The organism is Phycisphaerae bacterium (assembly GCA_028714855.1).
Taxonomy (GTDB): Bacteria; Planctomycetota; Phycisphaerae; order Sedimentisphaerales; family Anaerobacaceae; genus CAIYOL01.
Genome location: JAQTLP010000005.1, coordinates 92,576 through 118,210 on the forward strand (window position 1 = coordinate 92,576; position 25,635 = coordinate 118,210).

Sequence of the window (25,635 nt, forward strand, 5' to 3'; positions counted from 1 at the left end):
TCTGACTATAATCAAGAATGGATAGGAATAGTAAGTATAAGGCCAGAATACAAAATTTGCAACTCCTTTTTCCCGCCGTTCATTTAGCTTGACTTCTCTCGACCTATAAGTAAAAATCTAAATGGAATTGGTTCTTATTCACCAATAAGGAACATTATTATGAACTTTAAATTAGGATTATTTATGGCCACAATTATATTATCTGCCCAACTCTGTCTTGCGGAAGACGCCAACGTCGCCGCGAAAATAACGCCTGCCGCCATAGACGCCCGCATCGCCGAAATTCGAATGGGCGACATCATAATAAAAACCAAACCGGGCGCTGATGTTAACGTCCGGCAGGTCCGTCACGAATTTTTCTTCGGCGCAGCCATTCCCGACAGCCTCGCGGAAAAAAGTGCTGACGCTATGTCGAAAGAAGACAGAAAGATGTTCCTGAAGGTCTTAAGCGAGAACTTCAACTACGCCGTCCATGAAAACGCCCTCAAATGGTACGACTGCGAGGCCGAACCCAACGTCGTCGATTATTACAGGGCCGACAGAATCTGGGAACTCTGCAATGACCTTAATATCCCGATGCGAGGCCACTGCATTTTCTGGGAAAAAGACGAATTCAACATGGATTGGCTGAAAAAGCTCAATAACGACCAGCTACGCGCCGCAGTCCACCGCCGGGCAATCGATGTCACGAAACACTTCAAGGGCCGAATCAGCGAATTCGACCTCAACAACGAAATGGTTCACGGCGACTTCTTCCGCCGGCGCCTCGGCTACGGCATCGTCAGCGAAATGGCCTATATGGCCAAGGTCGGCAATCCCGATATCACCCTCTTCGTAAATGATTACGGCATCCTCGTCGAGGACGGCTACAATACCTCAGCTTATATAACCCAAATCGAAAACCTTCTCGCTACCGGCGTCCCCATCAGCGGCATCGGCTGCCAGGGCCACTTTGTCGCAACAAAAGCCGCAGGCAAAGCCCTCACCACGCCCGAGCACGTCCAGAAGACACTCGACAAGCTCGCGAAGTTTAATCTGCCAATCAAAATCACCGAATGTCTTTTCATCGGCGATACCGAACAGGATAAGGCCGATGCCATGCGAATGTTCTTCCCTATTTGTTTTGCCAACCCGAACGTCGAAGCCATTATAATGTGGGGCTTCTGGGAGCAGGGACACTGGATGCCGCACACCGCTATGTGGAAGAAAGACTGGACGCCCACCCCTCAGGTCGATGCTTATCGCGACCTCGTCTATAACAAGTGGTGGACACAAACCTCCGGCAAAGCTGACAAAAAAGGCATTTTCAAAACCCGCGCCTTCTATGGCGATTACATAATCACCTCGAAGGGCAAGGAAAAGAAAGTTTCACTCACCAAAAAAGATAAATCACTACAAGTGTCTTTCAAATAAAACTAATCTTCGCTATACCACTGTTTTACGGCGGCGAAGAATTCTTCATCTGTTTTTGCCGTAAAAAGGGCTTTTTGGGCCTTTTTACGCGAGGGGTGAATTTTGCAATAGGCAACCGCGAATTTTCGAAAATACCTTATGGCCTTTTTGTGCTCGTAGAGTTTACAAACCAAAGAGAAGTGTTTCAAAATTATCTGTCCCTGCTGCTGGAGAGTCGGGGCGATAAAATCATCCCCATCGCGAAGCTGACGGAAAATCCATGGATTGCCAATCGCGCCACGGGCAATTGCAACACCATCTACGCCGGTTTCTTTTATATTATTTTTAATTGTATCGACGGAAAACAAATCTCCGCTGCCGAAAATTATTGTGCGTGGAAATCGTTTTTTGACCTCTGATAAAAACTGCCAGTCGGCCTGGCCGGTAAATCTCTGGCAGACAGCGCGGGGATGCACAATTAACGCATCGACATTGCCGGCTACTGCCCTGGAAGCAATGTCCCAGAAATTATCGTAAGACTGGTTATCGAAACTCGTCCTTAATTTCATAGTTACCGGGCAATCGACGGATTCCCTCACGGCGTTATAGATTTCTATTGCCTTGTCGGGTTCATTGAGAAAAAACCCGCCTCGCTTTCTGCGAATGACCTTTGGCGCGGGACAGGCGAAATTGAGGTCTATTAAATCGTAACCCGCCTTCGAAACCACCATAGCGGCCTTTGCCATTATTTCGGGTTCTTCGCCCAAAAGCTGGGCCCCTATCGGGTGTTCATCATCGCCGGGTTTGAATGCCTGACTATTAAAGACCTTCGGATGGATGACGCTTTTTGCCAGCATCGCGCCTGCGAAGACAAGAGGGGCTCCGCAGTCGCGCGCAATTGTCCGCATAGCGTAATCGCTGTAGCCGGCCAGCGCCGCCTGAAAATAGGGAATATCCAAATTTATATTGCCGATTCTCAGCATTTATCTTTTACCTTTTGGCTGGTCAACATACCGCACCCTGACTGATATGCAAGAAAAATTGGGTTTGTTTGGGTTCGTTTTAAGTAGTTCATAGTTCGTTGTTCGTAGTTGTTAGTTGTTGTGAAAACTACAGTTACAATCATTTTAGGCATTTCGTAAATTGGGTTCGTTTTGCATAATTTAGTTGTTTTGATTGATTTTTCCGGTCAAGACAGACAAAGAGCGCAGATAAATCCGAAGCGCGAAAACGGATAATCGATATAAACGAATTTTAGATTATCGAACTGGGTTTACTAACTCCGAAGACGTACCCTGCTGGGCGATTTGTTTATCTTCTGATAAACTGGCAGGAATTTTACCATATTTTCAGAGAAAATTCAAGAAATTAAATGATAACTTATCCTTGATAAGTGATAACTGGAAACCAAAGACGGACAAGAGGTCGATTCAAGGAGTAAATTCAGTTGTAAGAGGGTTTAGGGTGGAATATAATTGACGGCGGGTATTCAACCAAAGATTGAGCCGTTATTACAGCTACGATGCCTTAAACAGGCATTTTAAACCGATTAGAACGCGCCCTTAGTAACCGGGAGACCTGTCATCAGGGTCCTCCACTCGGTGGCGGCGCATCGAAGCCTCCTATCGTAATGCGTCCACCCCCGCCACGCTGACCTGCTTTGCCTTGCCAAGCTCGCAAAGGTTCTTTCGGTTCTTTTTCTTCTTTTCTGATTTCATTAAATTTGTTCTGCAATGCTTCGGTCCAATACCTTAGCTTGATAGGCAAACGCTCTATATTTTTCCCATCGTAACTATAAAGCAGGTCATAAAAATGATTGATATGCAGGTTATTCCCGCCCGACCAATCAGTTACAGGCACAATATCGACCACAACTGCACCGGCAGTATAATCAACCGTCTCCGGGACTTTAACTCCCGCCTTTTCTTCCTCAGCCGTAATCTTGTATTCACCGGATTTGCCTATAAGTTCTCCCTGTTTGACTATAAAGTCCCTGCTGTACCAATAACCCAACACATACTTTGAAACCTGCACGGTTACAGTTTTTGTGGTTTCCTGTATCTCGCGCGGGAAGAAATATAACGTTTTCGGAATATCCACAGTGTCCGTTACGTCAGAAAAATTGCTCCACAAAATAACTTGGTTCCTCCAGGATTTGTCCTGCTCTCTGAATCGATTTGTCCCCGCTATGGGATTAAAAACGCCAACTCGAATTCTGTAGCGGTAGCTTTCACCAGCCTCAACAGTATCATCATACGCCCAGAACAATAATGGTTTGTCCATCCTGGCAAGGTCCGTACTCTCAGTAATCGAAATATCCTGTAATTCCTGATAAATATCATCAACGGTCTTTAAAACCTCTTTACCTTTTTGTGGACGTTCCTTTTTCTCGGTTTCCCGAGCAGCCCTCGACGCTGTTTTTCTTGCAGGCGCAGATGCAACCGACGGCGGCGCATCAAACCCTCCTCCTCCTGCCTCCGCTCCTGCATCAAATGAACCTACAGTTGTTTTTGCCGCTACCTGCCTGCTGCTGCGCCGCTCTGAACGTTCTGCCTCACGCTCCGCTTTTCTGCCCACAGCAGCTTCACGCCTTTTCATTACATCCATATCTCTCAGATAGCTCAGGTATTTTTCGTGTAATGAAGGAGGAAACCACTCTTCTTTGGCAGAAGCAATCTGATAAGCTTCCGGCTGCAACATATCCATTTCCACTATCGCATCATCAAATTGAAGCAGGCGCACTTTTATCCCGCCGGCCGGCAAATCATTAACATGCTCTATAACCTTAAACATTCTTTTGCGCGAGTCTACCCTGCTCCGAGACACGATTTCCCAATCGCCCCAACTGCCATCGGAAAGCAACTTTTGTCTTTGTAATTGCACAGATGCAAAAACCGGCTTTGCAAGGCCCTGGTCGCGCCAATCCCGCGGAATATCCTCCCCGGCAAAACTTGCATTAAACCTTTTATACAACCCCGCAACATCAAACTTTGCTTCTACAGTAACAAAATCAATATCCTCCGGCTCACTATTAGCCGAGGTATAATCATCTTTCTCGACGACCTCCATCTTAGGCACATAAGCCACCGTCCTGATATGCTCAGCCAATACATCGCTGACTTCACCAACAAACGGAATACGATATGCTCTGTTATCACTTATGTCCTCTGAACTAACAATAGGCTGCGGCAGACTGAGGCCGACGTTAATGTCCGTTAAAGCTGAATCGAACCGAGCAATCAAATCATTAACCCTCGGCTTATACGGCAGCTTTGGTTCAGGCTCACGACTCAGTTTGCTCTCCAAAGCTTTAGCCTGCTCGCTTATGCGATTATCAACAGCACCGGGAGCAAACTTATCGTTATCATATTCGACATAATAGGGACTGAACAAAACACGGGTAATAAAAAGCCACAAACACCCGAGCCCAACAACAGCCAAAACTATCTTCTCAACATGCTCTTCAAAAAAGTTACTGTATTTTTTACTCATGCCTTTTATCCCGCATAACATGCCCTGCTACTTATTTCTTCTTCAGTAATTCCTTGATTGATTCCGGTTTAATCTCATCGTAGCTGTTTTTGTAAAAGATATATTCGCAAACTAAATCCAACTGTACTACTGCGTCCTCGCCATATCGGTAAAGACCACGAGTCTTAGCAGGCTGATCAATCGTCGTAATATTACTCTCTAAAACCGTTATCTGGTTATGTTTGAAAATCTGTTCTTGCTCCTTACCCGAAAATCCTCTGAATTTGTGCTGCTTGGCGCTGCAAAGCTGCTGCATAAACGGCAAAACCGCTTTTGTACTAACCACAACAGAAATATTAAAATGCACAACATCTATATCGTCATTGCAAAACCTTTTGGTATGAGGTATTGTAATCGCCTCTTTAGCCGAAAGAACATAACTGGGCTTTACCACCGCTTTCCCGCCAATTGCCCCCTTGCCGCTTGCGACAAAATTTACTTCCAGAAGCCGTTTCGCCGGTGATGTGAAAACGCTGCTCGACCCGGAATTCATAGCATCTATGGTATCGAAAACATCTTCGATGATCCAATAAGCTAACTGCCAATACCAGCAATCCTCAATCGCTGTGTTCATTCCGATATATTCATAGTCTTCCCAGAATTTGTATCCGCTTAATTCTGCCGGTGTAACATAAACAGACGCTTGCTCTGCTTTCTCCCGGCAAAGAACCTCCGTGATGGTAGCTTCAACCTCGCTCTTCACATCTGACTTTCCCATTTCGCCCCAATCCCCGCCCCGACGAGCAGTTGATAAGCCGGAGCCCTGCAAAGCTTTTTGCAGTTCGGTATCCGAGGGACAATCATGTGCATTTACCTTTGCAATTAGTTTGTCTATCCCGCTGCGATACCGCTGTCCGAATTCCTTGAAAATCAACGTGGAAGCATCCTTAGGCTTAGGAAATATTTTATAACTTAATAACTCCCTTTGGTTGCTTTGCTTGGCTAAAAGTGCCATTTGATTGGCATCTCCCTCGTAAGCCTGCTGATACTTCTGTTCAATTTCCCATTGGTTGCGGGAAACGGCACTTTGGTTCAGTGATTTAACTCTGTTGCCTATAGAAATACTCTCGGCTTCTATCCGTTGCTTGAGCTTACTGCTCATCAATTGAGTAGGTATAAAAAGAAGCACTGCAACCAGAATTATAGTAACCGGCAATATCAGTGATGAATAATTCCTGAGAAAGCTTAATTTCTGTATAAGGTCTTTAAATTTGGAGATATCCATTTCAACTCACCAATCTATGTTTGCTCTTGGGATTATTTACTGCACCGCTTCTCCGGTCAAAATGCCTCAACAATATCAAAGTTCGATTTCCTTGCTTTCTTTTTTGCTTTTTCCTGCTCCTTTAGTTTTCTTAGCCTTCGAGGCTTTCTTGCTCACCACGGCGGCCTGAGCAACCTCTTTAGGGGCATCTTTCCAAGTAAATTTAACATCTAATCTGAACCAGTGGTCATTATCTTTATAAATAACTTTGCCGGACCTGTCAGTTTTATTTTTTCCCTTCTCGTCCAGATCAGGAACCTTACTGATAATTTCCCTTGTCATAGGGTCTCTCAAAACAACATCCACGCCTTCAGTCTTTTTTGTTTTGTCAACGTTGATATCTTCTTCAAGGCCAATCCCTGCAGGCATTTCAGATTCTAAATCTACTTCACCTGTTACCAGCTTGAAATGCTCAATCCTGGTTTTTTCATACAACTCAAAAGGATTTTCCCAGCCAACAACGTCATCAAGATGCAGCAGTCGAGTAACAACTCCCCACTTATTCGGATCACCTTCCACTCCGACAGGATCCATCAGTTCACCTACGTTCTTATAGGGACTATATCCAGCAATAGTTACCACAAACCCGGGTCCGGTTTGAGCATCTTTTTCACCCTCTGCCGTGGAATCTTTCCTGCCCTTTTGGGAAGATGACTTCTGACTATACTTAGACTTTGATCCACTTGCCGACGCAGTAAGATACCCCTCTGCATCCACTATTTCTTCTTGAATGGGCTTGGGTCCCGACTTGCCTCTACGCCCGAAATCGGCGGCGCCAAATTGCGCAGCAGCCACATCATCTGTAAAGTAAACTGATATACCCGTTACAAATATCTGCTTGCGTTCCTTGCGATCTTTGCAGGCGTTCAACACCCCTTTCACATCACCGTCGGCAAAAGCTCTATAAAGCTCTTTTTGTTCGGGATTATTTTTTTCGTTCGGCAAAACTGATATTATGGTTTGAAGCAGCAGCGGGACCACCTCACGATAGGCAAAAGGTTTAAATTCTTTTTCTATTGCTGCTTCGTATTTCAGCCCCTTGCTTTCCTCATCTTCGAACTTGTTGCCGGCCTGCACGGCCTCTTTAATGACATTGTCGATACTTTGCCGGACCTGCTTATTATTAGCATAATTAACTCTATCCAGAGCGGTCCTCGCGAAACACATAATCGAAACCAGCAATACCGCAGCCGCTGCAGCAGTAAAGTATTTGGTTTTACCCGCCCATGTCATTGACCTCGCGATACTGCGGGGCAACAGGTTGCTTTCTATCTTGGCCAGCCCTAAACCTTGCAAAGCAAGGCCATAAACAATACCAAAATCACAAACACTCTCGTGAAATTTCGCTGCCGAGACATCAGAACTTATCGTAAGCTTCTTAAACGAATCCGGCATTTCTACGGGTATCTGCAGCGTTTGCCGCAAATACTGAAGCAGGCCTCGCATCTTCGTTCCGCCGCCGAGAGCGATAACCTTCGATATCTTAGTGTTGGGGTTAGAACTGCTGTAAAAGCCCAGTGAGCGCTGGATTTCAGAGGCTAAATCTGTAAAAACCGGCTTCATCGCCTGAAATACCTGCCGGGCATATTTGCTCATTGCAGCGGTGCGTTTAAGTTTTTCCGCCTTTTCGAAATTGAGTTTAAACGCTTCCGCCACCGCCCTTGTAAAAGCATTACCTCCCATAGGAACGCTTCTTTGCCAAACTGTTGATTGCGTACAGACAACCAAGTCGCTATTCTCCGCACCTATGTCAAGAATAACAGTAGCTTGATTGTCGGACTTACCCAAATCACTGAAGTCGTACAATGCGTAATTATACAAAGCCATCGGCGCTATCTGAACGCAGCTAACCGTTAAATTTTCTCTGGAAAAATGCTCTAATACCGAGCTGACCACCTCACTCTTCACTGCAAAAATACCCACCTTAGTTTCAGAACTACCGGCCTCTGCCATCAGCTGCCAGTCCCATTGCACTTCATTTATATCAAAAGGAATCTGCTGGGCCGCCTCGAACTTGACGATTTCAGGAATGCGCTTCTGTTCAACAGGCGGCAGTTTCACAAAGCGGGCGAAACTATTCTGGCTCGGCACAGAAACAACTATATCGTCCTTGCCCAAACCGTTCTGCTTTACAAACTGGCGCAAACTTAAGGCAATCAGCTCGTCTCTTTCTTCCGGTTTCATACCGCTTCCGGTAAGAACTTTGCCGTGCTGGATATTGTCGAAGCCGATTACTTCAACAACGCCCCCTTCGTTCCTTAAGCGCAGCGCTTTGAGGGAATTATTGCCTATATCTATTGCCCACACCGAATTGTACTCACCAGCCATAACCAAACCCTCACCATTATGGTCCAAATATGATTTGAACGGTGTTGTAACGCCTTAACAACTATATTATATATTGTAACATACAATGAAAACTTTTGCCATAAATACTATCGGCTGTAAAGTCAATCAATACGAAAGCCAGCAGATTCGAGAGCTGCTTGAACGGCTCGGCCTCAGCCAGGCCGAAACGTCCAAAAGCAAGCCGGACCTAGTCGTTATCAATACCTGCTGCGTAACACTATCGGCCTCTGCAAAAAGCCGACAACGCATCCGAAAAGCCCAAAAGCTAAGTCCTGATGCCAGTATAGTTGTTTGCGGCTGCTTACCAACGGTACAAACAGGCGAACTAAACAACCTTGGTAAAAATATCCATCTAATTAGCCATCGAGAAACCACGGCTGCGACTTTAAGCCAAATAATCAACGGCAAGGCCGCTGCCTCAAGGTCCCAAAACTCTCAATCAGACCAAAACACCTCAATTAAAGCAGAAAACGGTCCAAAAATCAAGCTTAAAAATAAATCGGCTGAACTGCCGAAACTTAGCCAATTAACCTCATTTAAGGAATATACGAGGGCATTTTTAAAGATCCAGGACGGCTGCGACGGATACTGCAGCTATTGTATTGTACCTAAAACCCGCCCATTTGTTCACAGTAAGCCGATTGAGGCGGTTTTGCAGGAGGCAGAAGCCCTTGTTGAAGCAGGTCATAAGGAAATCGTCGTAACAGGCATATTTACCGGCGCTTACGGCCAAAAAAGTGTCAGGCGGAAAAACTGGACAAACCAGCAAAATGACAAATTAGCGGATTTGTTAGACAAACTGGTAGAAATACCAAATTTGGCAAGGATAAGAGTAAGTTCGCTGGAACCGGGCGATGTAACGCCGCGATTGCTCGATACTTTCCGTAACAATCATAAGATTATGCCGCATCTGCACTTGTCACTGCAATCAGGTTCAAATGCGGTACTAAAAAGGATGTGCAGACAATACAGCGCGGACGAATTTAAGGAAACGATTGCGTTAATCAAAAGCCGGCTGGATAGGCCTGCTATCACTACTGATATCATTGTTGGGTTTCCGGGGGAAACAGAAGAGGATTTCGAGGAGACGGTTGAACTGGCAAAGGAAACGGGGTTTGCAAAAATGCATGTTTTCAGTTTTTCAAAGCGAGCAGGGACGGCCGCGGCAAGTTTACAAGGGACTGTAAATAATGAGGTTATGAAGAGACGCTCCAAGATACTGCTGGATTTGGATGCCGAACTGGGCTATAAATTTCGGGAGCAGTTTTTGGGTGAAACGGCTGAAATTCTGGTTGAAAATGGGGGTAAAGGCAGAAGCGAACGGTATTTTATGGTTTACCTTGAAAATTCGAGTAAAAAGCCACAAAAAGGGGACTTAGTCAAAGTGAGGTTGATTAAGAATAGCAAAAATGGGGCTGTGGGAATAGTTTTGAGTTAGTTAAAAATAGGCAAGATGGGGGATTTGGGCGAGGGTGAAAGTTGCTAAAAAGTGGTAGAAATTGCTAAAAATGTGCGCGAAATTGGTACAAATGTACGTGAAATTGCTGCAAAGTGAGACAAAAAGTGGATGAGTAGACAGGGTGATGAGCAAATAAGTAAAAAAGAATTAAGTTGCCTATATAGACAAGGGGACACTCCTTCGGGGGTAATGGGGACACGCAAAAAATATTTTATATTTTTAAATATTTTTGTTTTTCTTTCTTGACACGGATATAAAAAAATGTTTTAAGGTCATCATAGCGATATAAAAATAGCAAAATCACCCAGGAAAGAGATACTATTTGTGGCGGCGAGGGTAACCATTTCACTAAAGAACAATAAGACAGGGTCTTGTGCTGCGCAGGCACAAGAGGAGGAGTAAATATTCACATATTTTTAAAGGAGGCAGAAAATGGAAATGCGAAAAATTATTGGAATGTTGGTATTTTTATTGGGGTTCTGGTGCGCGATTGCCGGAGGAGCGGTCATTTACGTTGATGCGGACGCAAACGGCACAAACAACGGCACGAGCTGGGAAAATGCCTTTACGGACTTGCAGGATGGCCTTGAAGATGCACAGACAAACGATGAAATCTGGGTCGCTGCAGGGACTTACAAGCCGTCAGAACAGTATATCTATAGGGATATGGGCGAAGAACCCAATAACCCACGATATGCCACTTTTAAGCTTCTCGATGATGTGGAAGTATATGGCGGATTTGCCGGGACAGAAACATCCCGCGAACAACGGGACTGGAATGTCAACGAGACCATTCTCAGCGGAGATATCGGAATCCCTGATAATAATAGTGACAACTCTTACAGGGTGGTAACAACCCATCAGAACACGGATGCCTACATTGACGGCTTCACGATTACAGGAGGATGTGCAAACGGGAAATGGTATTATACGCGTGGCGGCGGGATAAACAACTACGATAATAGCAGAATCACTGCGTGGAACTGCATTTTTAGAAACAACTACGCAAAATACTGGGGAGGCGCCGTATGCGGCAATTTTGGTTGTACAGTGGCGATGTCTTATTGCACTTTCGAGCAAAACACATCATCTAACTTTGGTGGCGGGGTGAGCGTCTTCGGCGGTTCTGGCGACTCGGCGAGCGTTTTGTACCTCGGGAGATGCGTCTTTTCTGAAAATACAGCGTACTGGACTGGCGGAGGAGTGGATGCCTATGACGCCACCCTACTTTTAAGACATTGCATATTAAGAAATAACTCGAGCGAATACATGGGAGGCGGCGTATGTTACGAGAGCCCGATGGTAGATGGTATAATGATGGAAGCGTCAAATTCCGTTTTCAGCGGAAACAACGCCTCCTACTATGGAGGGGGCATTTATACCCTTAATAATGACGGAGAGTCAATAATAACGAATTGCTCACTTAGCGGAAACAGCGCTATCTATGGTGGAGGAATTTATAACAATTATACCGACACAAGAATCACAAGCTGCATCCTGTGGAATAACGGAAGCGAGATATATGATGCTAATTCCAGCAGCCCCGTTGTCTCATATTGTGACGTAGAGGGAGGCTATACAGGATCAAACAATATCGACGCAGACCCGTGTTTTGTAGTTGCCGACCCTAATTTACACTTAGGGTTAAATTCTCCGTGTATTAATACGGGAGACCCAAACGTTATAATGATCCCCGGATGGACGGACGTAGACGACGGGCCACGCGTGATTGGCGAAAGAGTGGATATTGGTTCCGACGAGGCGAGCCCTCCTGTCAGATGGTGGAAACTTGACGAAAGCAGCGGCAGCACAGCTTATGATTCAGCCAACGGCTATAATGGAACCGTCTATGGAGCAACGTGGACAACAGGTCAAATCAACGGCGCATTGAGTTTCGACGGGACTAATGATTATGTTGCTATTCCAAGTTATACACTCAACACAAATAACGGAACAATTTCGTTATGGTTTAAAACATCCGCGAATTTTTCAGCAAACTATGGCGGCATGGGATACTTAATAAGCCGGGATAGTCAGTATTACAGCTACTTAACAGTTGCGGGAAATGGAGCCGGGCCTTACTGGATAATCGGTGAGACTGATTCACAGAATGACTATTATGTCGCTATGGAAGGTGCAGCTGCCGCAGGCCTATGGAATAATGTCGTCGTGTCTTTTGACGAAAAAGTAGCAACAACATACCTAAATAGTGTGCCAATACAGACAGAGCCAGTTACCGATTCTTATCTGACTCTTACTCGCATTGGCGGAAGAACGCAGGAGTACTTCAACGGCAAAATCGACGATGTCCGCCTCTACGACAGGGCCTTAACTGCTAAAGAGGCAGAACATCTTTATCAGGAAGGTTTAGGGCCAAAAGCATACGACCCCAATCCTGTCAACGGAGCAACAGACGTGGACGTCAATACAGCTCTTAGCTGGTCACCGGGAGGATATGCCATCTCGCACGATGTGTACTTAGGCATCAACTACAACAATGTAAATAATGCCGATACAACTTCTGCGGAATACAAGGGCAATTACGATGTTAATACCTTTGACCCGTGCGGTCTCGGCCCTATGACCACTTACTACTGGCGGATTGACGAGAAGAGCTCCTCCAGCACAACTAAAGGGGATGTATGGAGCTTTACAACATATATTGACCCCTATCTTACACACTGGTGGAAACTTGATGAAACCAGCGGCACAACCGCTTATGATTCCGTCGATACCGATAATGGGGTATTTAACGGCGATGACCCAAACTGGGTGACGGGGAAATTCGACGGCGCGGTTGATTTTGACGGCGTTACAGACTACTTCTCGGTGGCAAGTTTGAACAGCTTGTTCAACAACAGCAGCGTTTTCACAGTCGCCGGCTGGTTCAAGACGGAGCAATCAACAGGGATGCAAACAATTGTCGGACAATGGTCGCAAGATTCCGGCTATTACTACGGCTGGCAGGTCTTGGTTGAGAACAAGAAGGTTGTAGCAAAATTCGGCGGCGACGTTGCGCCGATGACCGAAATAACAGGGACAAACGATGTAAACGACGGCAAGTGGCATCAATTTGCGTTAGTCAATAATGGTTCGAGCAGTGTTGCTCTATATGTGGACGGCGACCCCAACGGAACGGCTGGCTCAAAGTATATGGATATATATGATACGAAGTTCCGGATAGGCGACGGCAGTTATGGTAACGGCAATCTGGAAGGCGGGCCGTTCAACGGGATGATAGACAATGTTATGATATTCAACAGAGTGCTATCGGCTGAAGAGGTAAAACAGCTTTATGAGGCAGGATCATAGTGCAAAAGCAGCATACAGCGTTCGGCATACAGGGAAAATAGGAAGAAAAAGCTGGGAGCGGATTAAGCTCCCAGCTTTTTTGGGGGTTGTTATCTTCGACGAGCAAGGGGAGGTCATTATGTATTATAACGGCACAGGCACGCATCCTCAGCCGCACCACCAAGGTACGCACCTGTGCCTAAATTTTTGGTCAGCTTTCAGGTAATAAAATGCGGAAAACAACTTTATGTTTGGTTAGTTTCATTTTCTACCCTTTAAGCCGACTATAAATAACTCCTATATTTAAAGGTGTGTTTGGGGGCGGTTTGTTACAGTTTTTTTGAGAAAATTTGCGTAAAATCCGCTGATTCGGGGTTTTTTAGCTGAAAATCCGCGTTTTCGAGACAGAAATAAGCTGCCCAGTTGAGACGGAGGCTAACCACGAACATGCGGCGGATTTAAGATGACAGGGCTAACCGGCGCCAAGGGCGAGAGAGTAACGGGCACGTATTCAATCAGGTAAATCAGGCCACAACGCTGCTTTATTTGTTTCGATTTGGTTTTCCACGTTGTCGGGCAAATCGCAGAAGAAATCAAGGCCTGTTTCCTTTTCAATATCCCGAACAGTTACGAGGAATTTGGAGATATTTACATCAGCCGGTATCGGCTCCTGCGGCATTCGAAACGCGAGCACATTTACATTATTGTTATCCAAGGGAGAGGCAACTATTTTATAAAAGGCAACTGGGGCAGGGACTTTCCGGCCCTTAGCAAAAGGTTTCTTCTTTTCGCCGTATATAGGGCCTGTATATATCCAAACAACTTTGTAATCGCGCGCGAACTCGGAGCAGGTCTTCTCAAGAGTGAGCCAGCCACGACCATTGAGTGATTTAAGCTGGGGACAGATATTCGATGTGTAAAAAGAATCTTTGCCGGCCTGTTTGCCATATCCCCTTGCATCGTCAAACTGCACCATATGTCCGCGGTCCCACTTATTCTGTCCAAAAAGATTATTGTAATTTCCGTGCTTTGTAACCTTGTATCCTTTCTGCTTGAGGAATTTGTCGGTTTTGAAAGAGCCCGGCCTTTTCATCTTGCTATTTTCGTCCACTATGTAACGTGTTACCTTTATGGCGGTCCAGCGAGGCGATAAAACCTCATCATCGTAATAAACTGTGAAAGCGTCATATTGGCGGACGATATTGTGACAGGGGTCATTTGCGTTATACTCCGGCACGCCGAATACGGTATGCGGATTTGGGGTATTATTGTCCCAGACCGGCCAGGTGGTTTCGGATTCGCAGGCGAGTGTTTGACTGATAATCAGTAATAACGCAGACAAAATGACTTTTCGAAGACCAGTTTTGTGTTTCGTGAGGCTCATATATATTCTCCTTTCCGCTCTTCTGATTGGTTTAATGGCATAAGCCATATTGCATATTGTACGGCAAGGAAAGAAAAAGTAAAAGTTTAATCCCCCGTCGCAAGCGACGGGGCCAAACTGTTTTGACCATTTTCTCTTGATTTGCAGGCTGAAAAGCCATATAATGCTGTGAACAAGACATTATCCGGAAGGAGGCCAAAATGAAAACCCTAATCACGATATTCGGCTGTCTGCTGGCGCTATCCATACCTTCTCTGGCAGCAGAACAAAATCAAGATGACCATAGCACGCAGCTTAACACTCAGAAAGAACGCCTGCAGGATATAAGCGATATTGCCTCAGGAGAAAGAGAGGCAATCGAAAACCGTTACCTCGAAAGTCTTGCGCAGTTAAGGCAGGAGGCACTGCAGCGGGCGCGAAGAATCAGACTTCGTGACAGGATGCTTTGGACAGAGTTCATATCAGAAAGCTATCAAATTCCTTATGCTGATAACTATATCTACAAATCACCTCCCTTATATTACGACCAAAAGGCATTGAAGCTGCACCGCGTTATGACAGACAGCTACTTTTTAAATACGGCCGGGGACTTTTTAATGAACACCGAAGCAAGGAAGCTGCTCATCGATATAATCAACCGTGAGATTCCCCGCAACAGTAGAAACTTTTTAATCCGAAAAGAGGCACAGAAACTACTCGACATTATGAATTATTTCGTAGCGATGTCTGAACATCTTGAAAATCAAAGAGCGAGAAAATTAGCCGACCTGCTGGCATGGGAAGAGAGTCTGATGGCTGATGTTCAGAGAACAGTACGTGAAATGGCGTCCCCTGCCAAAGAGACGCCATACGGGACGGTAATCGCGGTTGTCGACTATGACAAAGGGGCTTTTTGTATGATTGAAGGCATCGACGAACTCATCAAGGCAGGCGATACGATAAATAATGCCCAGATAAAGAACGTAAAGATTGTCAAAATAGACACAAACAAGAGCAAAGTCGAGTTCAAAAGAAAGAGCCAACAATGGGCCCAGACCGTCGGACAATCGCCGGATGACGGATGGAAATAGAAGGTGAGCGCCGGCTGAGGTTTAATCCCCCGTCGCAAGTGACGGGGCCAAACTGTCTCCGCAGGAATGACAAACAACAATCCTTACACAGACAACCCAGTAAGAAATACCTCCAGCCCTTAAAAAATATATGTTTGACAATGTTTTGAAACTTAATAGAATTGTGCGGGTAACAGCTTTCTGAAGGATGTAAAGGAAATAGCAAGCTCTAATTAAGCCGTTAGGAGCAAAACTAAGGCATAGTGGTTCCCATTGTGCCGCTGAAAAACAGGAGGTTTTTATGTCGAACGAACAGGTACAAGGGGGAAAAACATCAACCGGTCACTTTCGATGGATTATCTGTGCACTGCTGTTTACAGCGATTGCCCTGAACTACATTGACCGGCAAATCCTCGGCCTTCTAAAACCGATGCTGGAGAAAAGCCTGAACTGGAGCGAAGAAGATTTCGGCTATATCGTCATCGCTTTTACCATCGCATACGGGATAAGCTATACCTGCGGAGGATGGTTTATGGACCGAGTGGGCGTCAAATTGGGTTTTGTCATTGCGGTTGTTCTATGGAGTCTGGCGGAGATGGCCCACGCTCTGAACTGGTACATCCCGATTGAAGCCAGAATAGGGATATTCGGGATATCTGCGACGGTGTTCGGCTTTTGCGTTGCGCGTGCCGTGCTTGGTATAGCAGAAGGAGGCAGCTACCCAGCCCTTAATAAAACCATCAGCGAATGGTTCCCCAAGAAAGAACGTGCGTTTGCATTCGGTATTGCCAACTCCGGCACCGCCATCGGCGCCATAGCAGCACCATTACTGATATTGTGGCTTGCCACTGATTTCAGCTGGCCGATAGCTTTCATAGTAACAGGCGCCATGGGCTTGTTTTGGGCTGTTTTCTGGCTGCCGCTTTACGCGAACCCGCATAAGCATAAACGAATTTCAGCGGCGGAGCTTGCTCACATTGACGCCGACCCGCCGGACCCGCCGGGCATAAAAGTCCCGTGGCGGACGCTGCTGAAATATCGCCAGACGTGGATGTATATCGTGGGGACAGGTATCAGCGGCACAGTGTGGTGGTTCTGGCTGTACTGGGGTCCTGACTTTCTGCACAAGCAATACGGTCTGGATGTTAAAAGTCTGGGCTGGCCGATGGTGGTTGTTTACCTGATAACAGGCATAGGCAGTATCACAGGCGGGTACCTATCCGGGTGGTTTATGAAACTGGGATGGTCAATAAACGCTTCCCGCAAGATGGCGATGCTGGCCTGCGCCCTGTGTGTAGTGCCGGTCTTTTTGGCATCAATCATCGCTAACGCGTGGGTAGGAGCGATACTGATGGGTCTTGCGATGGCGGCGCACCAGGGATTTGCGGCGAATCTTTTTACAATGGTTTCGGACACAGCGCCTCGCCGAGTAGTGGGCTCAATCGTAGGCCTGGGCGGCACGGCGGCCTGTATCGGCACATTCTTTACCGGGATATACGTACCTAAAATTCTCGAAGCGACCGGCAAATACCAGTTAGTGCTGATTATCGCGTCCTGCGCTTATGTGGTAACCCTACTGATAATTCACTTGATTAACCCGAAGCTGAAACCGATGGAGTTCGACGTTTCGCAGGCAGCGAAGACCAAATGAGGAACAAAACCGTACTGTTTTTGTTCTTTATATGCACGGTATTGATGATTCCCACCGGCTGCGGGAAAAAAGGCGCAGCCGGTGCTGAGGTGGTATTGAAGTTAGGCCACGGCCTGGACACAGCCCATCCCGCACATAAGGCGATGGTGTATATGGCCGAGAGGGTCGCGGAAAAATCCGGCGGTCGAATGAAGATTGAGATTTTTCCGAACGAACAGTTAGGCAATGAAAAGGAATTATTAGAATCGCTGCAACTCGGCTACCTTGCGGTGACCAAGACCTCTTCGGCACCACTGGAAGGGTTCGTGCCGGAAATGAGGATTTTCGGCATTCCATACCTCTTTAGAGACTCCGAACATTTCTGGAAAGTATTAGAAGGACCTATAGGGAAGAAGCTGCTTCTTGCGGGACAATCGAAGGGACTTCGCGGCTTATGTTTCTACGACGCCGGGGCGAGAAGTTTTTACGCCAAAAAAGCAATCAACTCCCCTGCCGACCTGAAAGGATTAAAAATCCGCGTGCAAATCAGCGTTATGCAGATGAAAATGATAGATGCTATGGGCGGTTCTTCAACGCCGATTCCGTACGGCGAAATTTATACGGCGCTGGACCAGGGCGTCGTTGACGCGGCGGAAAACAACACGCCGTCATTTTACGCAAGCCGGCATTACGAGATATGCAAATATTACACAATGGACGAACACGCAAGGCTGCCTGATATACTCATAATCAGCGCGCGGGTGTGGAACAATCTCAAGGGCGAATTTCAGCAGATACTTCAGGAGGCCGTGGATGAATCTGTTGAATACCAGCGCAAGATTTGGAACGAAGCTGAAGAAAATGACCTCAAAATTGTAAAGGACGCAGGCGTGAAGGTTATATATCCGGACAAGAAGCCCTTCCGGGAATCAGTTAAAAGTGTATGGGACGAATTTGACGGCACCGAAATCGGCGACTTAATCAATCGGATACAAGAGGTAAAGTAACGGTGTTCAAAACAATAAAAAAGATATTAGACCGAACACTTGAGATACTGGTTATGACGGCTATGGCAGTACTTACAGTGGACGTGCTATGGCAGGTCTTTACGCGATTTGTCCTCAATAATCCGAGCACGTGGACGGAAGAGCTGGCAACATTTCTGCTCATCTGGGTCGCAATGCTTGGAGCCGCGGTTGCGCTTGGCATGGGCGCTCATCTCGGCATTGACTACCTTGTAAATAAATTGTCCATAAGGAAAAAACTTTGGACGGAGGTCTTCGTATTTCTTTGCATAGCACTATTTTCGTTATGCGTGATGGTTACAGGCGGAATCGACCTCGTTATCAGCACTTTGCAATTAGGACAGGTATCGCCGGCGCTCGGGATTAAAACCGGATACGTGTATCTGGCGATACCAATCAGCGGTTTTTTTCTCGTGTTTTATTCCGTTATCGGGCTGGTCGAAAGGCTGGTCGGATTATTCAAACCTGTTTCACAGCAAAACATTGCGCCGCCGAGCGAACGGGTCGGTATAGACTGACGCCAAATTGAGAATGTGTAAAAGGGTATTATAGTGAGTTTGCCCATATTAGTTCTGGCCGTGAGTTTCTTCATACTGGTCGCTTTAAATGTGCCGGTGGCATTCTGTATGGGCATCTCAACGGTCCTCGCACTTTTGGCTATGGGCGATTTGCCGGCGTTTGTGGCTACGGCACACAAGATAGCCACTGGCATCGACAGTTTCACTCTGCTGGCGATACCATTTTTCATTTTGTCGGGTCTATTGATTGGACAAGGAGGTATTGCCCGGCGATTAATCGACTTTGCGAATGTTCTGGTGGGCCGATTCCGCGGCGGACTGGCTTTCGTAAACGTTCTGACCTGTATGCTATTCGGCGCGATATCCGGTTCGGCGGCGGCAGCGGTGTCGGCCATCGGAGGCTTTATGATTCCGCTGATGAATAAAATGGGCTATAACCGGGAATTCAACGCATCGGTTACTATAACCGCAGCAACAACGGGGCTGCTAATACCACCAAGCAACGTTATGATTGTCTATTCGCTGGCTACCGGCGGTATTGTTTCGATTGCGGCCCTATTCGTAGCAGGATATCTGCCCGGTATTCTGGTAGGGGTCGGACTGATGGTTGTCGCCGGATGGATATCCGTTAAACATAACTACGGCAAAGGAGAAACCTTCGCCTTCAAGGAGGCCGTGTTACGTCTCCTGCAGGCAATTCCGCCAATGATGCTCGTGGTCATCGTAGTCGGCGGCATCCTTATGGGGTGGTTTACACCGACAGAAGCCTCGGCGGTCGGCGTTCTTTATACATTAATTCTGGCTGTGGCGGTGTATAAAGAGGTGAAGGTCAAAGACCTGCCGAAGATTCTTCTTCAGTGCGGCGTTATTACATCGGTAGTTTTTCTGCTCATAGGGACAAGTATGGCGATGTCGTGGGTGCTGGCATCAGAAAATATTCCCCAGAATATAAGCGCCAGCCTGATGAGTCTTACGAGCAATAAAGTTGTCGTTTTACTGATAATCAGCACTATCCTGCTGGTGGTGGGATGCTTTATGGATATGACGCCGGCCATACTGATATTCACACCTATCTTTTTACCTGTTGTTCAGAAATTCGGGATGCACCCGCTGCACTTCGGTATCATAATGATTATGAATTTAAGTATAGGTCTGTGCACGCCGCCGGTCGGGACATGTCTTTTCCTCGGCTGCGGTATAGCGGAAACCACGGTAACCAAAGTGATACGCCACATTCTGCCATTTTTTGCCTCGATGGTAATTACGCTGCTGATTACTGTTTACGTACCTGAAATATCCCTGTGGCTGCCCGAAAAACTCGGGCTTATTAAGTAGATAAGCTGCATCCATCCACCAAAAGGAGGCGGGCCGGCTACAACTTGACAAGCGTATAACGGCGCTGTAAAATCGCGGTTTTTAACAGGATAGGAACGGATATGAAACGCTTATTGAAGAAGATATTGTTTGTGTTATGTATTGTGGTTTCAGTTTGTCCGGTAACCAATGCTGACGACGGCTACGGGCTTTGGCTGTCCTGTAAAAAGCTGGATGATGCAAAGACGCTGAAAGAATACCAAAAGGTTTTTTCCTGTATTGTAGTCGAGGGCCAGTCTGAAACACTCGGCATCGTCCGAGAGGAAATTAAAAAGGGGCTGGATGGACTTTTAGGAGCCGATTTGCCTATACAAAGCACACTCACAAAAGGCGCTCTTGTCATCGGCACGCCGAGGCAATCTCAAATCATACAGAAACTGGATTTATCCAAAAAACTGGCGGACATAGGCCGTGAAGGATTCCTGATTAAATCGGTCAAGATTGACGGCAATCCGACGGTAGTCATCGCCGCAAACGAGGACATAGGCCTTTTATACGGAACTTTTGATTTATTGCGGCTTATGCAAATGGGACAATCCTTAAAGAAAGTAAATATCAGCTCGAAGCCGCGAATTCAATACCGCCTTTTGGACCATTGGGACAGGCTCGATGGTTCCATATCGGACAATCGCGGCTACGCCGGTAAATCATTATGGAAATGGGATGAGCTGCCTGAGACAGTAGACCCGCGATATAAAGATTATGCGCGGGCAAACGCCTCGATTGGCATCAATGGTGTGGTTCCCAACAGTGTCAATGCCGACCCGGCCATCCTTAAGGCTGAATACCTCAAAAAAGTTGCCAAGCTGGCGGAAGTTTTTCGCCCTTACGGCATCAGGGTATTTCTATCGGTCAATTTTTCATCTCCAATATCGGCCAAGTTCGACCACGAGAGCAACCGAAGAGGCGGCATAGGTAATCTTAAAACCTCCGACCCGTGCGACCCGAAAGTCAAACAATGGTGGAAGGATAAAGCAAAGGAGATATATCAGCTCATTCCTGACTTCGGCGGATTTCTGGTAAAGGCCAGCTCCGAGGGCATGCCCGGCCCGCAGCAGGAATATAACAGGACCCACGCAGATGGGACGAATATGCTGGCTGAAGCCCTGGCTCCTTATGGCGGCGTAGTGATGTGGCGGTCATTTGTCTATAACGCAGACGTTGACCCTGACCGTTCGAAACGGGCGTATCTGGAATTTGTTCCTTTCGACGGAAAGTTTAGCCCGAATGTTTTCATTCAAACCAAAAATGGGCCGATTGACTTTCAGCCCCGCGAACCTGTCAATTCACTGTTCGGGGCAATGCCGAAGACACCTTTGATGCTGGAGCTGCAAATTATGCAGGAGTATCTGGGACATTCGACGCATCTGGTTTATTTGGCGCCGATGTGGAAAGAATACCTCGAGTTCGATACTTACGCGAAAGGCAAAGGCTCGACCCTTGCTTCGATTATAGACGGGAGTTCGCATAATTACAAGATGACCGGCATCGCAGGCGTAACGAATACCGGCGACGACCGAAACTGGTGCGGACACATCTTCGGGCAGGCCAACTGGTATGCATTCGGGCGCCTGGGGTGGGACCCCGGCTTATCCAGCGAGACGATAGCTGAAGAATGGATTCGCATGACGCTGAGCCGGAATGACAAAGCTGTCAAGGAAATCGAATCAATGATGATGGGGTCGCGGGAGGCGTGCGTTAACTATATGACGCCGCTCGGCCTGCACCACATTATGCAGGAAGGTTTTCATTACGGCCCGCAGCCGTCACTTGATAAGAGCGGCAGGATAGACTGGACGAGCGTTTATTACCATCGTGCGGATGCCAACGGCCTTGGTTTCGACAGAAGCTCGACCGGCAGTAATGCAACATCACAGTATTTTCCGCCAAACGCCAAGATGTTCGACAGTTTGAAAAAATGCCCCGAAAAGTATCTGCTCTGGTTCCACCATGTCCCATGGGGCTACAAGATGAAATCCGGCAGGACTTTGTGGGACGAGTTGTGTTACAGATATTATACAGGCGTCGATTATGTAAAAGAGATGGAACACACGTGGGCGATGCTGGAAAAGGACGTCGACCCTGAGATATATCTGCAGGTTAAGAGGAAATTATCCACACAGGAAGAGGACGCCGCCATCTGGCGGGATACGTGCACCAGCTATTTTCAGAAATTCAGCAACAGGCCTGTGCCTGCCTATAAATGATATTATTAACCATCATTAAGTAAGGAGTTTCGTCATGCGAGCAACGAATTGGACAAAAATTATCGTGGTAACCGCACTTTGCCTGTTCCTTTTAAATCTTTCCTCGTGCGTAGCCCCCGGAGCAAAACCCGGAGTAAAACCCGAGGTCTCAATCACTTGCCCGCATCGCTATGTGGATACTGTCGCAAGCGAAGGCAGTTTCCAGCTTGCGAAGAAAAATGAACTTGCGGCCATATATGTCGATTCGGAAGACTGGGCAGGCGTTGTTCGCGCGGCGGGCGACCTGCGGGCGGACATCAATCGCGTTACCGGCCGAACCCCGAAGATTACAAACAAGGAAACCACGCTCGGTAAAAACACCGTAATTATAGGCACACTTGGAAAAAGCAAACTCATCGACCAATTAGTCAAAGAGGTCAAGATAGATGCGTCGAAAATCGACGGCAAGTGGGAATCATTTATCATCGCGGTCGTGCCAAAACCGCTACCCGGCGTCGAGAACGCTCTTGTTATAGCAGGCAGCGACAAAAGAGGAACTATTTACGGCATATATGACCTGTCTGAAAAAATCGGAGTGTCACCGTGGTATTGGTGGGCGGACGTTCCGGCCGAACATAAAGATGCTCTCTTCATCAAGGCAGGTCAATATATAGAGGGCCCCCCTGCCGTTAAGTATCGCGGAATCTTTATCAATGACGAAGGCTGGGCGCTCGGCCCGTGGGCCAACGAAAAATTCGGCGGCTTCAACAATAAAATGTACGTTCACATGTTTGAGCTTCTGCTCCGATTGAAAGCCAATCATCTCTGGCCGGGGATGTGGGGCAAATACTTCGGCGAGGATCCAATGAGCCCGAAACTGGCAGATGAGTACGGCATCGTAATGGGCTCAGCTCACTGCGAACCTTTGCTTTTCAACAATGACCCCGGAGCCAGGAAGTGGGTTTCAGATACGATGGGCAAATGGAATTACGGCACCAACAAGGCAAATATATGCAAAGTTCTGGATGAAACCGTCGCAGCAAGGGGACAATACGAGAACCTATATACCGTCGGATTGCGAGGAGTCCACGACACGAAGATGGAAGGCAATATAGATATAAAGGCGCAAGTCGCTCTGTTAGAACAGGTATTCGAAGACCAGCGGGCGATTCTTAGCAAATACATAAAGAAAGATATCACGGACATCCCACAGGTTTTTGTCCCTTATAAAGAAGTTCAGGATTATTTAGACAGCGGCCTGAAGGTCCCCGATGATGTAACCATTATGTGGAGCGATGACAACTGGGGCAATATCCGCAGGCTGCCCAACCCCAAAGATAAGCCACGAGCCGGCGGCGCCGGTGTTTATTATCATTACGATTTCCACGGCGGCCCCCGCTCATACGAATGGCTCAACACCAGTCCTATACCAAGAGTCTGGGAGCAGATGCACCTGGCTTATCAACACGGTGCTGACAGAATCTGGATTGTGAACGTCGGCGACCTAAAGCCGATGGAATTTCCAATTTCGTTCTTCCTTGATTACGCATGGAATCCTGATAAATGGCCTGCAGAGAGATTACCTGAATATACCAAACTCTGGGCAGAGCAGCAATTCGGCCCCGAGTATGCGGTGGACATTGCCGATATCCTCGACAAATACACAAAATACAACGGCCGACGCAAACCAGAGAGTTTGGCTCCAGACACCTATAGTCTGGTGAACTACCGCGAGGCGGAAACGGTTGTCGCCGAGTACAACGAAATAGCCGATAAGGCCGAGAAGATTTACAAAAGTATTCCAGCTAAATACAAAGATGCCTATTATCAACTCGTGCAGTACCCGGTGGCAGCTTGTGCTAATTTAAACGAGTTATATTTGGCCCTCGGCAAAAATCGCCTCTATGAGAAACAAGGACGCGCCGCCACCAACGATATGACTGATAAAGTTAAAGAGTTGTTTAAGAAAGATGCCGATCTTTCCAATTATTATCATAAGGAAATGGCAAATGGAAAATGGAACCATATAATGGCCACTACGCACATCGGCTACACATCATGGAATCCGCCGCCGAAAAATATTATGCCCGAAGTCAATAATATTACGCTTCCTAAGGCCGCGGATATGGGCGTTGCTATTGAAGGCTCAGACAGCTGGTGGCCGATGGACAACAGCAAAGCTATCCTGCCCGAGTTCGATCTGTTTAATCAGCAGAAATACTACGTAGAGGTATTCAATCGGGGACAAACGCCTTTCGACTATAAAATCGAATCAGCAGAACCGTGGCTGATTGTTACGCCTAATCAGGGAAAGGTTGATAAAGAGCAGCGAGTTTGTGTAAGCGTGGACTGGCAAAAGGCGCCAGCCGGGAAGAATAGTGCCGCGATTACCATAACGGGGCCTGACAATAAACAGGTCGTTGTCAATGCTCCTATCAACAATCCTGCTTCTCCGAAGCCGGAAGAGGTCAAGGGTTTTGTCGAGAGCAACGGTTATGTCTCCATCGAAGCTGAGCATTATGCCCGCGCGGTGGAAGCACCGCCCGTTAAGTGGCTGCGTATTCCCGATTTGAGCCGGACACTTTCCGGAATAACTCCTGTGCCGGTAACATCTGAAAGTCAGAAACCCGAAGGAGACAGCCCCCGCCTTGAGTATCCTATGTATCTCTTTAACAGCGGCAAGGTGGAAGTGAAGGTGTACGTATGTCCTACCCAAAACTTCCTTAATACTGGCGGACTGCGGTATGCTGTTTCGTTCGATGATGAGACGCCTCAAATTGTCAATATCCACGTGAATGATCTTGCAGTTCCTGACTGGAAGTATCCTCCAGGCTGGAACCAGGCGGTAATGGAGAATATTAAAATAACAACCTCCGAACATAATATCGGAAAGCCCGGCGAGCATGTTCTGAAATTCTGGATGGTTGACCCCGGCATCGTGCTACAGAAAATTGTTGTCGATACCGGCGGCGTCAAACCAAGTTATCTCGGCCCGCCCGAAAGCTATCGCAAAGGCTGTCCGGTTGTCTCGCCTGAAGGCTGTTCCCAGGGAAAGAAACCGTGATTAAAAAATTATCAGAGCCGCTATAGGCGACTCTGACTAAAATCCGGAATATCCTGCAAAAGGCCGCGGAAACAAATTAACGCGGCCTTTTGCTTTTTCCCTTTGCCTTGCCAGCCGCT

At 47.0% G+C, this 25,635-nt stretch carries 15 protein-coding genes; 10 read left to right on the forward strand and 5 right to left on the reverse strand.

The window, feature by feature from the left end; translation table 11 throughout:
- The first annotated feature begins 159 nt into the window (after positions 1-159).
- Positions 160-1,413 (forward strand): endo-1,4-beta-xylanase, encoded by a 1,254-nt coding sequence (locus tag PHG53_05220; GenBank protein MDD5381023.1) that lies wholly within the window; start codon positions 160-162, stop codon positions 1,411-1,413.
- Positions 1,414-1,415: 2 nt separating this feature from the next.
- On the opposite strand, the gene PHG53_05225 is transcribed toward PHG53_05220, so the two are convergent.
- The 4 genes from PHG53_05225 to pilM form a co-directional block, all read right to left on the reverse strand.
- A complete protein-coding gene (locus PHG53_05225; protein ID MDD5381024.1) occupies positions 1,416-2,375 on the reverse strand; it encodes a tRNA-dihydrouridine synthase family protein in 960 nt (319 codons plus the stop codon).
- Between the two features lie 601 nt (positions 2,376-2,976).
- On the reverse strand, positions 2,977-4,884 hold the full coding sequence (locus PHG53_05230; GenBank protein ID MDD5381025.1) for a hypothetical protein: 1,908 nt from the start codon (positions 4,882-4,884) through the stop codon (positions 2,977-2,979).
- A 31-nt stretch (positions 4,885-4,915) separates the two neighbouring features.
- Positions 4,916-6,148: a hypothetical protein gene (locus tag PHG53_05235; protein MDD5381026.1), complete on the reverse strand. Its 1,233-nt coding sequence runs from the start codon at positions 6,146-6,148 to the stop codon at positions 4,916-4,918.
- A 75-nt stretch (positions 6,149-6,223) separates the two neighbouring features.
- Positions 6,224-8,515, reverse strand: a complete 2,292-nt coding sequence (gene pilM, locus PHG53_05240) for a type IV pilus assembly protein PilM (protein ID MDD5381027.1) — start codon at positions 8,513-8,515, stop codon at positions 6,224-6,226.
- An 85-nt stretch (positions 8,516-8,600) separates the two neighbouring features.
- On the opposite strand from pilM, the gene mtaB reads away from it, so the two are divergent.
- The gene (mtaB, locus tag PHG53_05245; protein ID MDD5381028.1) at positions 8,601-9,974 is read left to right on the forward strand and encodes a tRNA (N(6)-L-threonylcarbamoyladenosine(37)-C(2))-methylthiotransferase MtaB; all 1,374 of its coding nucleotides are present in this window, start codon (positions 8,601-8,603) and stop codon (positions 9,972-9,974) included.
- A 453-nt stretch (positions 9,975-10,427) separates the two neighbouring features.
- On the forward strand, positions 10,428-13,307 hold the full coding sequence (locus PHG53_05250; protein MDD5381029.1) for a LamG domain-containing protein: 2,880 nt from the start codon (positions 10,428-10,430) through the stop codon (positions 13,305-13,307).
- 490 nt (positions 13,308-13,797) lie between these two features.
- Here the strand turns inward: PHG53_05250 and PHG53_05255 are convergent, their stop codons facing one another.
- The gene (locus PHG53_05255; GenBank protein ID MDD5381030.1) at positions 13,798-14,670 is read right to left on the reverse strand and encodes a DNA/RNA non-specific endonuclease; all 873 of its coding nucleotides are present in this window, start codon (positions 14,668-14,670) and stop codon (positions 13,798-13,800) included.
- 200 nt (positions 14,671-14,870) lie between these two features.
- Between PHG53_05255 and PHG53_05260 the strand changes: the two genes are divergently transcribed.
- From PHG53_05260 to PHG53_05290, 7 genes are all read left to right on the forward strand, one after another.
- Positions 14,871-15,740 carry a hypothetical protein gene (locus tag PHG53_05260; GenBank protein ID MDD5381031.1) on the forward strand — a complete coding sequence of 290 codons (870 nt, stop codon included), beginning with the start codon at positions 14,871-14,873 and terminating at the stop codon, positions 15,738-15,740.
- A gap of 280 nt (positions 15,741-16,020) precedes the next feature.
- The gene (locus PHG53_05265; GenBank protein ID MDD5381032.1) at positions 16,021-17,370 is read left to right on the forward strand and encodes an MFS transporter; all 1,350 of its coding nucleotides are present in this window, start codon (positions 16,021-16,023) and stop codon (positions 17,368-17,370) included.
- Entirely contained in the window at positions 17,367-18,356 is a 990-nt protein-coding gene (locus PHG53_05270; GenBank protein MDD5381033.1) for a TRAP transporter substrate-binding protein, read from the forward strand. Before PHG53_05265 ends, PHG53_05270 begins: the two co-directional genes overlap by 4 nt.
- Before the next feature lie 2 nt (positions 18,357-18,358).
- Positions 18,359-18,892, forward strand: coding sequence for a TRAP transporter small permease (locus PHG53_05275; protein ID MDD5381034.1), 534 nt, complete (start codon positions 18,359-18,361; stop codon positions 18,890-18,892).
- 33 nt (positions 18,893-18,925) lie between these two features.
- Complete coding sequence (locus PHG53_05280; GenBank protein MDD5381035.1) at positions 18,926-20,227, forward strand: TRAP transporter large permease; 1,302 nt, start codon at positions 18,926-18,928, stop codon at positions 20,225-20,227.
- A 101-nt stretch (positions 20,228-20,328) separates the two neighbouring features.
- Positions 20,329-22,473: an alpha-glucuronidase family glycosyl hydrolase gene (locus PHG53_05285; protein ID MDD5381036.1), complete on the forward strand. Its 2,145-nt coding sequence runs from the start codon at positions 20,329-20,331 to the stop codon at positions 22,471-22,473.
- A gap of 34 nt (positions 22,474-22,507) precedes the next feature.
- Positions 22,508-25,516: a glycosyl hydrolase 115 family protein gene (locus PHG53_05290; protein MDD5381037.1), complete on the forward strand. Its 3,009-nt coding sequence runs from the start codon at positions 22,508-22,510 to the stop codon at positions 25,514-25,516.
- Positions 25,517-25,635 lie beyond the last annotated feature (119 nt).

What these genes read in the sequence shown, in the direction of transcription:
- PHG53_05220 (MDD5381023.1), top strand. Translation starts at nt 160, where the DNA reads ATGAACTTTAAATTAGGATTATTTATGGCCACAATTATATTATCTGCC.
- PHG53_05225 (MDD5381024.1), bottom strand. Translation starts at nt 2,375, where the DNA reads ATGCTGAGAATCGGCAATATAAATTTGGATATTCCCTATTTTCAGGCG.
- PHG53_05230 (MDD5381025.1), bottom strand. Translation starts at nt 4,884, where the DNA reads ATGAGTAAAAAATACAGTAACTTTTTTGAAGAGCATGTTGAGAAGATA.
- PHG53_05235 (MDD5381026.1), bottom strand. Translation starts at nt 6,148, where the DNA reads ATGGATATCTCCAAATTTAAAGACCTTATACAGAAATTAAGCTTTCTC.
- pilM (MDD5381027.1), bottom strand. Translation starts at nt 8,515, where the DNA reads ATGGCTGGTGAGTACAATTCGGTGTGGGCAATAGATATAGGCAATAAT.
- mtaB (MDD5381028.1), top strand. Translation starts at nt 8,601, where the DNA reads ATGAAAACTTTTGCCATAAATACTATCGGCTGTAAAGTCAATCAATAC.
- PHG53_05250 (MDD5381029.1), top strand. Translation starts at nt 10,428, where the DNA reads ATGGAAATGCGAAAAATTATTGGAATGTTGGTATTTTTATTGGGGTTC.
- PHG53_05255 (MDD5381030.1), bottom strand. Translation starts at nt 14,670, where the DNA reads ATGAGCCTCACGAAACACAAAACTGGTCTTCGAAAAGTCATTTTGTCT.
- PHG53_05260 (MDD5381031.1), top strand. Translation starts at nt 14,871, where the DNA reads ATGAAAACCCTAATCACGATATTCGGCTGTCTGCTGGCGCTATCCATA.
- PHG53_05265 (MDD5381032.1), top strand. Translation starts at nt 16,021, where the DNA reads ATGTCGAACGAACAGGTACAAGGGGGAAAAACATCAACCGGTCACTTT.
- PHG53_05270 (MDD5381033.1), top strand. Translation starts at nt 17,367, where the DNA reads ATGAGGAACAAAACCGTACTGTTTTTGTTCTTTATATGCACGGTATTG.
- PHG53_05285 (MDD5381036.1), top strand. Translation starts at nt 20,329, where the DNA reads ATGAAACGCTTATTGAAGAAGATATTGTTTGTGTTATGTATTGTGGTT.
- PHG53_05290 (MDD5381037.1), top strand. Translation starts at nt 22,508, where the DNA reads ATGCGAGCAACGAATTGGACAAAAATTATCGTGGTAACCGCACTTTGC.